Annotated in this window: 13 protein-coding genes; all 13 read right to left on the bottom strand. The window is 52.2% G+C overall.

All coding sequences use genetic code 11. The features are described 5' to 3' along the window. Positions 1-22: 22 nt before the first annotated feature. Entirely contained in the window at positions 23-1,231 is a 1,209-nt protein-coding gene (locus tag PJI16_18060; GenBank protein MDT3779472.1) for a SpoIIE family protein phosphatase, read from the bottom strand. Positions 1,232-1,509: 278 nt separating this feature from the next. Beyond that, positions 1,510-2,304 (bottom strand): FliA/WhiG family RNA polymerase sigma factor, encoded by a 795-nt coding sequence (locus PJI16_18055; GenBank protein ID MDT3779471.1) that lies wholly within the window; start codon positions 2,302-2,304, stop codon positions 1,510-1,512. A gap of 3 nt (positions 2,305-2,307) precedes the next feature. After that, positions 2,308-3,240, bottom strand: a complete 933-nt coding sequence (locus tag PJI16_18050; GenBank protein ID MDT3779470.1) for a MinD/ParA family protein — start codon at positions 3,238-3,240, stop codon at positions 2,308-2,310. Continuing rightward, complete coding sequence (gene flhF / locus PJI16_18045; protein ID MDT3779469.1) at positions 3,240-4,577, bottom strand: flagellar biosynthesis protein FlhF; 1,338 nt, start codon at positions 4,575-4,577, stop codon at positions 3,240-3,242. The genes PJI16_18050 and flhF overlap by 1 nt, the downstream gene beginning before the upstream one ends. Then, complete coding sequence (flhA, locus tag PJI16_18040; GenBank protein ID MDT3779468.1) at positions 4,558-6,663, bottom strand: flagellar biosynthesis protein FlhA; 2,106 nt, start codon at positions 6,661-6,663, stop codon at positions 4,558-4,560. The genes flhF and flhA overlap by 20 nt, the downstream gene beginning before the upstream one ends. A gap of 152 nt (positions 6,664-6,815) precedes the next feature. Beyond that, the gene (gene flhB, locus PJI16_18035) at positions 6,816-7,892 is read right to left on the bottom strand and encodes a flagellar biosynthesis protein FlhB (protein MDT3779467.1); all 1,077 of its coding nucleotides are present in this window, start codon (positions 7,890-7,892) and stop codon (positions 6,816-6,818) included. Next, on the bottom strand, positions 7,885-8,670 hold the full coding sequence (fliR, locus tag PJI16_18030) for a flagellar biosynthetic protein FliR (protein MDT3779466.1): 786 nt from the start codon (positions 8,668-8,670) through the stop codon (positions 7,885-7,887). Before fliR ends, flhB begins: the two co-directional genes overlap by 8 nt. A 48-nt stretch (positions 8,671-8,718) precedes the next feature. Then, positions 8,719-8,988 carry a flagellar biosynthesis protein FliQ gene (gene fliQ / locus PJI16_18025; GenBank protein ID MDT3779465.1) on the bottom strand — a complete coding sequence of 90 codons (270 nt, stop codon included), beginning with the start codon at positions 8,986-8,988 and terminating at the stop codon, positions 8,719-8,721. A gap of 138 nt (positions 8,989-9,126) precedes the next feature. Further along, positions 9,127-9,906, bottom strand: a complete 780-nt coding sequence (gene fliP / locus PJI16_18020; protein MDT3779464.1) for a flagellar type III secretion system pore protein FliP — start codon at positions 9,904-9,906, stop codon at positions 9,127-9,129. After that, a complete protein-coding gene (gene fliO, locus PJI16_18015) occupies positions 9,903-10,337 on the bottom strand; it encodes a flagellar biosynthetic protein FliO (GenBank protein MDT3779463.1) in 435 nt (144 codons plus the stop codon). The genes fliP and fliO overlap by 4 nt, the downstream gene beginning before the upstream one ends. An 80-nt stretch (positions 10,338-10,417) precedes the next feature. Continuing rightward, complete coding sequence (gene fliN, locus PJI16_18010; GenBank protein ID MDT3779462.1) at positions 10,418-10,843, bottom strand: flagellar motor switch protein FliN; 426 nt, start codon at positions 10,841-10,843, stop codon at positions 10,418-10,420. 61 nt (positions 10,844-10,904) lie between these two features. Continuing rightward, positions 10,905-11,894 (bottom strand): flagellar motor switch protein FliM, encoded by a 990-nt coding sequence (gene fliM, locus PJI16_18005; protein MDT3779461.1) that lies wholly within the window; start codon positions 11,892-11,894, stop codon positions 10,905-10,907. Positions 11,895-11,987: 93 nt separating this feature from the next. Then, a complete protein-coding gene (locus PJI16_18000) occupies positions 11,988-12,482 on the bottom strand; it encodes a flagellar basal body-associated FliL family protein (GenBank protein MDT3779460.1) in 495 nt (164 codons plus the stop codon). Between the last annotated feature and the right edge of the window lie 17 nt (positions 12,483-12,499).

The raw sequence follows: 12,499 nt of genomic DNA, 5'->3' as shown, positions 1-12,499 counted from the left end.
CTCAGGTCTTACTCTCTCACGGCTAAAACTCCACCCCGAGTAAGGCCACGTCATCCTCAAAGCCGGCTTGGGCATTCCATGTCCGGCTCCCCTCAATAATACAGGACAATCCTGCCTGCAACGGCTGACCGGCAAACTCTTCAAATGCTTTCTGAAGCCTTTTTCTTCCCCACATCTCTTCCTGAGGATTCATCACTTCATAAATACCATCGCTAAAAAGATACATCCGGTCTCTGGGATTCAGAACGACGGAATCCGTTCCATACACCTCATCACCCGAAAAACCTATAGGCCAGGATCGCCCTCCCAACACAACCGAAGGTCCGTCTCTTTTCACCACAATGGCCCCGGGATGTCCCGCAGTCGCATACCGAAGAAGGCGCGTGGAGCTTTGCCACACCCCAACCCAGATTGTGAAATACGCCCCGTCATCGCTCATGGGATATTGTTTGTTCAGACTCGTCAGGATCTCGCCCGGATCGTATGAGGGAAACATTTGTTGGATGTGTTCTTCCTTGAAAAACAACGATAACGCCACAGCCCGTAAGGCGGGCCCGATCCCATGCCCCGACATATCCAGCATCATGAGACCAAGGTGATCATCCCCCCATCGGGCGACCTGAAAGAAATCTCCTCCCAAATGCGAGGAAGGTAAAAATTCCCACTCCACGTGAACTCCGGGAACCACTTCCCCTTTCCGCGGGAGGAGATCTCGAACAAAGGTGGAAGCCGAACGGAGCTCAGAATGTAATTCCGCTTGCTTTTGCGACAACAAACGATTGATCTTTTCTAGATCCAGCATCAACTGTCGAGCTCGAAGACCCGCGCCTACTCTGGCGACAATTTCATAACCGGAAGCGGTTTTGGATAAGAAATTATCGGCCCCCCGACTGAGTCCTTCGGCAATCTGCGTCGGATGGTCCAATTCCGTCATCAGGATGAAATGGATCGTCCGATAGCGTTCATCTTGTTTAATCGCTTCACAAAGTCCGGGACCATCAAGACCGGGCATCACCCAATCAGATAGAATGAGATCCACCGGCTCCTGATCAAGCAGGGCCAGAGCGTCGTCTCCATTACTGGCCTCCAATAATCTACACTGCAGTTTGGCCAATTGCTTCCTGGCAACCATCCGCATAATTTTTTCATTATTCACAATGAGAATGGTATAGATAAAATTATCCGTAAGGGTTCCCCCATCCGGGATATTCCCGGTCGTCATCGGTAGCATGATCTTTCTCAATGAAGTTATTGGACGATGTTAAATATTTGTGTTTTTCGCCAGGGATGGGCACAAATCCAACTCTGATGATGGCCCTTCATGGGGAAACAGGGAGCTTTCCTCACCACCATCAATGTGCGGCATCCGATAGGTCGAAGATACAAGGGTTCCCGGCATGGACATGACGTCCATAGGGTAAAACCTCCGTTAAGATGCGGGGCCTAAGCCCATGGACAAACCGCATACAGGTTTCCGCCTAGAGGGCTTTCCTCAGAGACAGAAATTAATTACGGACCGAGCCGTGTATGGAGAAGAGCCTTCAGACGAATCATGGCTTGCGCATGCAACTGACAAATGCGGGATTCCGTGACGTGCAAGACGACACCGATCTCTTTCATCGTCAGCTCTTCAAAGTAATAGAGGGTCAACACAAGGCGTTGGCGCTCAGGCAATCGCTCAATGGCATCAACCAAGGCTTGGCGTGCATCCTCGGACACCAGGGTCTCCAACGGCGAAGGTTGATCGCGATCCGCCAACGCATCCAAAATGGGATGGGAATCTTCATCATTGGAGCCCAAATCATCGAGACTCAAGACCACAGCGCCTTTGGCTTGCAAAAGAGTCTCATCCACTTCTTGCGCTTGCATACCTAAGGATTCCGCCAACTCTTCTTCTGTGGGTGGCCGACCTTTGCGTTTTGTCCATTCATTGGCCGCATGTTGGATTTTCCCGATTCGCTCCCGAAGAGACCTTGGCACCCAGTCCATCGCGCGGATTTCGTCAAGCATTGCGCCACGAATACGAAATTCGGCATAGGTTCGAAATTTAATTTCTCGTGAGGGATCGAACTTCGTCAGGGCATCCAGAAGCCCGACCATGCCGGCACTCATCAAATCTTCTACATTGAGCCCGCTCGAGGCTCGCATGGCCATTCGCATCGCCATGTATTTAATGACCGACAAAAACTCCTGAACCAGCGCTTCGCGTTCCTGGGGGGAGAGCGAAAGCTTCGTCGGAATTGACGGTGCTGTGTTTTCCGAAACCGGTCTTTCTGACACTGTTGTTACTGCGCCACGTTTCATGCGTTATCCTTCCGTCACAGTTCTAGTGGCTCCCAAGGCAGCAGGGCCAAAAAGTTGAAATCCCCCCTGCCAGGAACAATCTCCCCTCCACTCATTGAGAACCTTCACCAAAGAAGTAAAGGCCCGGCTCGCCGGAGCGCGCGGGTAAACATCACACACCGCACGTTGTTGAGCCACGGCCATCGTCAGATAGTCATCTGTGGGAACACATCCCAGATAATCGAGCGAAATGGTCAAAAACCGATCCGTCACTAAACTTAATTTTCTGAATACCTCTTTGCCTTCCTGGCTATGCTTGACTTTGTTGACAAGCATGCGGAATTTCCGCAAGTGATAGCGGGTGGAAAGAATTTTGATCAGGGCATAGGCATCAGTCAGAGAGGTTGGATCGGGCGAGACCACCACCAGCGTTTCGTGAGCCACTAAACTAAAGTACAACACATTGGCCGAAATTCCTGCCGCACAATCAATCAGCAGCAAGTCCGGCGGAGACGCCAACTGAAGAAAGGCGGATTGTAAATGGAGTTGCTGCTCATGCGTCAGTTGAGTGAAGGCCTGACCTCCGGACGTTGCCGGCAACAGACGAATCCCTTCGGGCCCGGTCACCAGGACTTCCTCCAAGCGTCGTTGCCCGGAAAGCACGTTCTCAATCGTAAACTGTGGAGTCAGTCCTAATAAGATATCGACATTTCCCAAAGCGAGATCCGCATCCATGATCAACACCTTCCGTCCCTGACGAGCCGCAGCCACCGCTAAATTCGCAACCACATTACTTTTCCCGACCCCGCCTTTTCCTGAACTGACCGCTATCACCTGAATGCGTGAAGGATCCTGTAGGTTGGAGTTCATGGCGGCACGTAATCCACTAGCTTGATCCAGTCGTCGTTGAACGGAGACACCGGGAACCAGGAGTGGTGTAGATGATGACCCGGCCATTAGTGCGCGACCCCCGTCAACGGTACACGTTCCTGAAGAACCTGCCCCGGTGATTGCCCCCAGGCCAACTCCACCAGGCGCGTTCGGGTGGCAACCTCTAAATCTTCAGGTACACGCTGTCCGGCAGAAAGATAGGAAACCGGCAGGCCCGTCTGTGACAACAGGTTATATAGACCGCCACCCATCGACACCTCATCCAGTTTCGTAATGATGAGCTTATGAATAGGGACCGATTGATAGCGACGAATGGTCTCCATCTGGACCAACTCGGCCATGGGGGCGGCTAAGACCAGATGCGTTTCCACATGGACTTGTCCCCTGGTGATCGCGAGTAATTCATCATACCCGGCTTGATCCTTGGGGCTTCGTCCCGCCGTATCAATCAACAATAAATCCGCATGCTGATGCCGTCCCATGCATTCCATGAAATCTTTGTGAGAGACCGCTACCTCCAGAGGTATTTTTAAAATTTTTGCAAACACCCGAAGTTGCTCCACCGCCGCCACACGATACGTATCCAACGTAATCAACACCGTTCGCCGATGGTCATCCTGTTGACGGGCCAACCCCGCCAACTTGGCAATGGTCGTCGTTTTCCCCACGCCTGTCGGTCCAACCAGCATCATCACTTTTTGGCCATAATGCTTGGACACCGCTGGACCCGAGACAGCCACCGCCTCCTCCATTCGTTCCCATAACAGACTTTTCATCGCCTCCCGATTGCCAATACCGGCTGTGCCGAGCGTTTCCACCACCGCACGCACCAGATGATGCGCGGTCTGAGGGTTCACTCCTTGAGACACCAAGGACTGATAGACATCCATCAGGTCTCCAGGTAAGCCTTCAACCCGTTTGTCCATCTGACTTCCCAACACTTGTCCCACCACAATCCGCAAGCCTTCTAACTCTTGTCGCAAGGGCCCCAACACCCGTTCAGGATCTTGTTGTTCTTCGCGCAATCGTTGAATTTCCTGGTGCATCGCATGAAGGTGCTGAGTCATCGGATCCAGCGCATTCGCGACTTGCAGGGCTTCCGAAAATCCGTGATCGGCTTTGATCGGCACCGGTGGAGGTGGAGGAGTAGGCGCATCAGGCACAAAGCGTTTGGCGAGAAGGGACTGAAAAGATCGATCAACACGTGCGGGCTCAACTTCCGCCTGAGATGAACGATCCACCGCTGCCGTCACCTCAATGATCGATTGACTGAGCAGACCAAACAGGCCTCCCCCTTTTTGAATCCGGCGGGACGAAACGATGACCGCCTCAGGACCCAGTTCCGCTTTCACCGCTTGGAGAGCTTCTTGTAATGAGAGGGCTTCAAACCGTTTCAGCTTCATGTGGCATCCTCACGACTTCAATAGCTTGAATTTGAGTTTTAGGGTCCAACTCGTTCGGCGAGAGCACCGCCAGAGCATGTACACCCGGCGAGACTAACCGATAGAGTTGGGATCGAATCGATTGGGAACATAACAACACGGGTTGATACCCTTGACTGACCACGCGCTCAATGGCCTGACGGACGGACACAATCACTTGATTCAACAAACTGGGAGGCAATCCCCCTTGTTCTCCACCACTGGGCCGCATCGCCTCCATCAAGCGGCGATCCAGCATTGGATCCAGACTTATCACCTGCAGCAATCCGTCGGCATTGGCATATTGGGACGAAATAGTTCTAGATAGATTTTGCCGAGCATATTCCGTCAGGGTGTCAGGATCCTTACTCTGAGTGGTGTAATCCGCAACAGTCTCCAATATGGTCCGCAGGTCGCGGATCGACACTCGTTCTCGTAAGAGATTCTTAAGGATTCTCACCACTGCTCCTAACGTTATTTGAGTCGGAATCAAGTCATCCACCACCTTGGGATACGTCTTAGCGAGGTTATCCAGCAAATTCTGGACCTCTTGCCGACCCAGCAATTCATGCCCATTGGATTTAATAAATTCCGTTAGATGAGTGGCAATAATGGCCGGCCCATCGACGACCGTATAACCCTCCATTTGAGCTCGCTCCTTTTCGGAGGGGGCAATCCAGACCGACGGCAAACCGAAACACGGATCTTTTCCCGGCTTACCTTGTAGGCCCTTTCTTGCATGACCGGGATTGATGGCCAATAAATGCCTGGGCACCAGTTCCCCCTTAGCCACCTGAATCCCCTTCAACAAAATACTGTACTCATGCGGTTTGAGCTGGAGGTTATCCCGGATATGCACGGCGGGCACGACAAATCCCATATCAAGAGCCGTTTGGCGCCGGATGGACCGAATCCGTTCTAGCAACTCCCCTCCCTGGGCCTGATCGACAAACGGGACAAGTCCATAACCGACATGCAACTCCATCAGATCCGGAGGAGTGACGGTATCCACCGATTCCGTGCTAGGGGATGTCGATGGATCTTTTTTCTTGGGGAGACTTTTGAGGCGAGCGGCTTCTTGCTTTTGATTCCTCAATACATAAGCCAAACCGGCGGTCATCGCTCCCAACATCAAAAACGCGACATGCGGCAATCCGGGAAGAAATCCCAAAAAGACCAACATGCCGGCCACGGCGGCCACAAGATGGGGATTAAAAAAGATTTGGTCGGTTAAATCACGGCCAAGGCTGGTTTTGGTCGAAACCCGTGTCACAATGATACCGGCGGCAGTCGACATAATCAGGGCGGGAATTTGAGCCACGATCGCGTCGCCGACCGTCAGCAGGGTAAAGCGTTTCGCGGCTTCCACGATGGACATCCCATGTTCCAACACGCCGATGCCCAACCCGCCGATGACGTTGATAAAGATAATGAGCAGCGCGGCAATCGCATCGCCGCGAACAAATTTACTAGCACCGTCCATCGATCCATAAAAGTCAGCTTCCTGCGAAATGGCCTCCCGCCGCTTCCTGGCTTCGGCTTCGTCAATCATTCCCGCATTGAGATCCGCATCGATACTCATTTGCCTGCCGGGCATCGCATCCAGGGTAAACCGCGCGGCCACTTCAGCTATCCGGGTGGCACCTTTGGTAATCACGACAAAATTGATAATCACCAGGATGGAGAAGACCACAATGCCCACGGCATAATTTCCCCCGACCACAAATTCCCCAAACACGGCAATGACTTGCCCGGCGGCAGCGGGACCTTCGTTCCCATGCATAAGAATGGCCCGCGTCGAAGCAATATTCAACGCAAGCCGGAATAAGGTGGTGAGCAATACCACCGACGGGAAGACGGAAAATTCCGCGGGACGCCCGGCATGCATGGTCACGAGCAAAATTAAGACAGCCAGGGTAATACTAAAGGATAAAAAGAGGTCCAGAAGAAACGAGGGAAGGGGCAACAGCATGAGGAGGAGCATCCCCACCACCCCGACCGGCAAGAGGACATCCCCATAATGCGCGGGAGTGAGTTCGTCACGTAATTTTTGAGAATCAAACGCCATGTGTGCCCTGATCGGTTACCGTTGCAGCATTCGTTGGTACTCTATTTTCATATGCCTCTCCTACACGTCATGAGACGGCAGGTGTGAAGTGTGAGGGGGCATGCCGATATTTCCTTTTTCGATTCTCCCCCTCATGCGTTAGACCTTACGCGTCACGGTCCCTCATGCATTTTCTTCAAGCGATACACATAGGCCAGCACCTCAGCCGCCGCCTGATATAATGCCCCGGGCACTTCCTGGCCGATTTTCACGGCTTTATACAACCCGCGGGCCAGACTGCGGTTTTCAACAATGGGAACCCCCGCATGCCGCGCAATCTGCTTAATCTTGTCCGCCATAAACCCTGCGCCTTTGGCCACCACCACCGGAGCGTCCATTTTTCCCCTTTCGTACCTGAGCGCCACAGCCACGTGGGTTGGGTTGGTAATCACCACATCGGCTTTGGGCACAGCCTGTAACATGCGCTGTCTGGCACGTTCCCGTTGCAAACTGAGGCGGCGGGATCGAATCTGCGGATCACCTTCCACATCCTTCGACTCATCTTTCACTTCCTGTTTGGTCATTTTGTGATCTTCGGTATGCTGCCAGCGCTGATAGATCAGATCGATGATAGCCAACAGGAGCAAGGCCCCTCCGACCGACCACACAATGTATTGCAGGATCCCCCACACACCACCAACCGCCTCGGTTAGCTCAAGGAGGGGAAGTTGAAGAATCGCGAGCATGTTATGAGACAGAATCAGATAGGCAATCCCACTCACGCCTGCCAGCTTCAGCAATGATTTCAAAAGGTCGACGACCCCTTTCCACGAAAAAATACGCTTCAACCCATTAGAGGGATTCAATTTCGACGGTTTGGGTTGCAAGGCTTTTTCAATCCAAAGCGGCCCGGTTTGCAACACAATAGCGAGAAACGCAAACACACCAACCAGGAGTCCGAAGGGGATGAGAGGAACAAAGGCTTGATAGGCGATATTAAACAACAATACATGTGTGGACTGAGCATCTAATTGGAGGGTTCCGGCCTGCGCCAACCACTGTCGGTAGTGATCAAAAAACTGGACAAACGCGTGAGGAGCCCAGAGAGAAATCATCCCGACCCCTCCCAACAAAACAAACAAGGAGGGCAATTCCCTGGTCATCGGCACTTGGCCTTTGCGACGGGCCTCGGCTAAGCGTTTCGGGCTCGGTTGCTCTGATTTATCCGCCCCGTCTTTATTCTCAGCCATTTCCTAAGTCCTGAACTAAATCCCACAAGACCGTCTCCATGCCGACAATCCAGTCTTGAAAGACTAAGGCGATGAAGGGCAAACCCAGTCCTAACACCAACAATCCAACAGAAATCGTAATGGGAAAACTGGTGAGCATAACGTTCATCTGAGGAACCAGCCGGCCAAGAATCCCCATGATGGCATGGACCAGAAATGTTGCGGCCATGACCGGAAAGGCCAGCTTCAATCCCGTATCGTAGGTTCGTTGCATGACTCCGGTTACATCGCTCAACAGAGGGGCGCTTAAATGAGCGCCGAAGGGGGGAATCAACTGAAAACTACTGCCCAACGCCGACAACACCAAATGATGTCCATCGACTTGAAAGTACAGAAGGGTTGCCAGAATGGTCAGTAATTGACCAAACACCGGTGTTTCCACTTGCGTGACAGGATCCAAAACTCCGGCCATGGCAAACCCCACCTGAAAACCCATCACACTCCCAGCCAGTTCCACCGCGGTCATAAGTAAACGCAATGCCAAACCTAAGACCAATCCGACGAGCAATTCGGCACCCAACGCGATCACCAGATTGGCAGGTTCCAACCAATTGGGAGGGAGGGTAAACGTCACGACGGGCATCAACAGGATGGAGATAATGACCGCCATTCCGACTTTGATGCGGTTCGGAACCGATTGCCCCCCCAGCAACGGTAAGGCCGACAGAATGACGGCTGTTCGGACGAGCACCACCACGAATTGCCACACTTGCTGAATCGCAAAATCCCATTGAAACACCGGTTACCGGACATCTTTCTCACACATGTCGTAGGTTGACTCCCTCTATCATTGGGCAAACTCGGGTATCCTTGCCCATACCCCTGTCATGAATCCCACAAGAATTTCCACCATCCAGGGAAAGGTGACCAAGAGCACCACAAACATGGTGGCAACCTTTGGCAAAAACGTGAGGGTCATTTCATTGATTTGGGTCATGGCTTGGAACGCACTCACGCAGAGTCCTACCACTAAACTGAGCCCCAACATTGGACCAGCCACAAGCAGTATGGTTTGAATCGCCTCCTGACCGATGCTCAAGACACTTTCCGTTGTCATCTCTATAACCCTTTCAGACTGGCCATGAAATTTGGAAAGTTAGGCATGAAGATAAAGCCGTAGGGGACAGACAGAAGAAAGACAATGACGGCATCCGATCACTCCCCACGCTATACGCTTCACGTCCTGCGGCCTTTCCTATTGAAAACTATTCATCAATGCTCCCACGACCAAAAACCATCCATCCGCCAACACAAACAGCACCAACTTAAACGGCAACGAGATCATGATCGGTGGCAACATCATCATACCCATGGACATTAATATGCTGGCGACAATCATATCGATCACGAGAAAAGGCACATAGATCAGGAAACCGATTTGAAATGCGGTCCGCAATTCACTCGTGACAAACGCCGGCACCAGGACATGGAGCGGCACATCATCGGGCGTCTGAGGATGAGGAACTTTGGCCATCTCCACAAACAAGGTTAAATCCTTTTCGCGCACTTGTTTCAGCATAAACATTCTTAGTGGAATTTTGGCCCGTTCAAGCGCCACTTCCTGAGTCACCGTTTGTTCCAATAGGGGATTAAGCGCCTCAACCCGAATTTGTTCCCAGACCGGCATCATAATAAACAGGGTCAAAAACATGGCCAATCCAATCATCACTTGATTCGGTGGAGCATGCATGGTCCCCAACGCCTGCCGAAGAAGACCCAGAACAATCACCACGCGTGTAAATGCCGTCACCAACATCAACAGGGCAGGCGCAAGCGTTAAGGCCGTCAGAAGAAAGAGAATGCGAAGCCCGAAGGTCCAGGGTTCGGTCCCGTCCAATCCGGACACCTGTAAACTGATCGCCGGATCCTTCGTGACCTGGGCAAGGGCCGAAGTCGATGGTCCCATGACCAGACTCAGGACAAGCAGTCCCCGAAAATCACGTCGTTTACGAAACCCGCAATAGGCGTTGATCACGACTTTCCCTCTCCCCTCAACCTTGCGAGGCCTTGGGCCAATCGGATGAGCGGTTTGGATGTCACCGATCCCATTTCGGATTTCCCAAATGCCTGCCGCGTCCACTGACTCAACCAAGCGCCTAACGGTCCGACAAGCGGATTCGTAATGGAGCGGAGCCGATCAATCCGATCGGCCTCCGCTATGGTCGTCAGCAGCGTCATCTCCCTGGCCGTCGTTCCCAACACCAACACTTCTCCGGCCACTTCCACGAGCATGATGTGCTTTCCCGTCCCGACCCGAAGTCCGCCCAAAATGCGCATCACCGGCTCACCATTCTTCGCGGGCAATTCTCCGAATGTACGCCGAACCCAGGCTAATCCTCCAAGAAGAACCAGGACCACCAGGGCCAAGGTACCCGCCATTTTGAGCGCTTCATGTGTGAGATCCATATTGTTTCGTGATGCGTCAGTCGTGATGCGTGAAACGGCCTCATCGCCCCTTCACGTGTTCATCCTTACACCTCATGTCCCTATCGAAGTTTATTCACCCGCTCAGAAGGGCTAATCACGTCCGTGAGACGGATGCCGAATTTCTCATTCACCATCACCACCTCACCACGTGCGACTAACCGTTCATTCACCAACACTTCCAACGGTTCACCCGCGAGTTTATCTAATTCCACAATGGATCCAGGTCCTAACTGCAACAGGTCCTTAATCAGTATGCGTGTGTTGCCCAGTTGTGCCGAAAGCACCAAGGGAATATCTAAGATGCGATTTAAATTCGGATCGTGGGACGTCATCAATTCTGGCGCCTGGCTACTGCTACTCGCCGCCACCTCCTGTTTTTTTGCCGTAGCGCTCTGTTCCTTCGCCGACGCTTCCTGGGCTAACGCCTCCATCATTTCTTTCTCAGCATCAAATGTATCCATGTCTATGTTGTCTTCTTCACTCATCGTTTATCTCCAGGTTTCCACGGTCAGTGACTGGCCGGCTCCTCATCGTGTTCACCGGCCCTTACTCTCTCGCCAGGATGATGTCCTTAATCTGAAATGATTGCATGCCTTTGGTGGTTCCCGGAGAACCAAGAAATTTCGGGACTCCTTCCACTCTGGCCGTTAACAGTTGCGTGGTTCCTTGATTCAGCCCGATCACATCGCCGGGTGAAAATTGCATCAATTCCTCCACCGAGATTTCCGTTTCTCCCAAACAGACAGACATCGTGACATAAGCCTCCTTCAGCCTGGCCGAAAATCGTTTCACCCAACCATAATCCGTTTCAAACGAGTCTCCCTGAAAACTCACCTGTAGACGTTCCCGGATCGGCTCCAACATCGTATAGGGAAGACAGAGATGGAGATCTCCAACCGAATTCCCTAATTCGATGCCTAACGTGACCACAATCACGATATCCGCCGGCAACACAATGGCAGCCAACTGAGGATTCATTTCTACCCGAACCGCATTGATGAGGAGTTTTTGGACAGGATCCCAGGCTTTTTGGAGATTCCCCAACCCCATCAGCATGACCTTTTTCATCACGCGCTGCTCTATGATGGTAAAATCCTGCCCTTCTGGCTTCACATGAGTCTGTCCGGCACCCCCGAAAAAATGATCCACAAGCAAATACACCGTCGCCGCATCCGTGGCGATCATCGCTAAGCCGCGAAGAGGGTCCATGGAAATAATCTGGAGATAGGCCGGGACGGGAAGACGTTTGGTGAACTCCCCGAACTTCATCACCGTTTGGTTGGTGACCGTAACCTCAGCAGTTTTACGAAGCACATCGCTCAGAGAGATGCGAAAACCACGCGAGAATTGTTGGTGGATCACATCCAGGGTCGGCATTCGCCCGCGGACGACCCATTCCTGATTCCCCAAATCATACGAAACCGGTCCGTCGTGTAGTCCGGCATCTACCGGATCTTCAGGCTCCGTCTCAACGCCCCCATCGGAAACCCCCCGAAGAAGGGCATCAACTTCATCCTGACTAAGAATTTTTTCCATGTTCGGACGTGGTACAAAGAAACAGCCCTGCTGTCTCTTCTCTCCTCTTTCTAACTCCCGGACCCTGAACGCTTACTTCTTTCTCCCCACGCCCTACTGAATAATAAAATCAGTAAAATATACATTGGCGACCTTCCCTTTACTCATGACGCCGTTGACTCGCGTCATAATTTCTTCTCGAACCCGCCGCTTCCCGTTCACCGTTCTAAGTAATTGCGATTCTTTACTACTCAGCAACACCAACAGCGCATCACGAATGGCCGGAATTTTATTCTGATAATCCGTTTTTTCTTCAGCCCGGTCCAACTCAAGCTTGATACTCACTTTTAAAAATCGAAGCTCTTCACGATCGGCTAAATTCAGAAGAAAAGGTTCTAGTTCCATCACCGGCCCGGGCTCTTCATGACCAGTCTCGGCTTTGGCATGCTCATCGTGCTCCGCCGGTTTTTCCTCTGTGCCTCCCATGAAATACCAGGCTGCACCTCCTCCTCCGCCCAGAAGAAGAACGCCTGCGATAATGATTAGGATCATTTTTTTCCCTGCCCCAGCTTTAACGGCAGCTTCCTCTTTGGCATCGTCTTCAGCCATACATCAACCTCACACGC

This window comes from Nitrospira sp. MA-1 (assembly GCA_032139905.1).
Classification (GTDB): Bacteria; Nitrospirota; Nitrospiria; order Nitrospirales; family UBA8639; genus Nitrospira_E.
The sequence above is the reverse complement of the archived record's forward strand: the minus strand, read 5'-3'. Positions and strand labels throughout refer to the sequence as shown.

Coding starts and splice junctions, on each gene's coding strand:
- PJI16_18060 (MDT3779472.1), bottom strand. CDS start 1,231: ATGCTACCGATGACGACCGGGAATATCCCGGATGGGGGAACCCTTACG.
- PJI16_18055 (MDT3779471.1), bottom strand. CDS start 2,304: ATGAAACGTGGCGCAGTAACAACAGTGTCAGAAAGACCGGTTTCGGAA.
- PJI16_18050 (MDT3779470.1), bottom strand. CDS start 3,240: ATGGCCGGGTCATCATCTACACCACTCCTGGTTCCCGGTGTCTCCGTT.
- flhF (MDT3779469.1), bottom strand. CDS start 4,577: ATGAAGCTGAAACGGTTTGAAGCCCTCTCATTACAAGAAGCTCTCCAA.
- flhA (MDT3779468.1), bottom strand. CDS start 6,663: ATGGCGTTTGATTCTCAAAAATTACGTGACGAACTCACTCCCGCGCAT.
- flhB (MDT3779467.1), bottom strand. CDS start 7,892: ATGGCTGAGAATAAAGACGGGGCGGATAAATCAGAGCAACCGAGCCCG.
- fliQ (MDT3779465.1), bottom strand. CDS start 8,988: ATGACAACGGAAAGTGTCTTGAGCATCGGTCAGGAGGCGATTCAAACC.
- fliO (MDT3779463.1), bottom strand. CDS start 10,337: ATGGATCTCACACATGAAGCGCTCAAAATGGCGGGTACCTTGGCCCTG.
- fliN (MDT3779462.1), bottom strand. CDS start 10,843: ATGAGTGAAGAAGACAACATAGACATGGATACATTTGATGCTGAGAAA.
- fliM (MDT3779461.1), bottom strand. CDS start 11,894: ATGGAAAAAATTCTTAGTCAGGATGAAGTTGATGCCCTTCTTCGGGGG.
- PJI16_18000 (MDT3779460.1), bottom strand. CDS start 12,482: ATGGCTGAAGACGATGCCAAAGAGGAAGCTGCCGTTAAAGCTGGGGCA.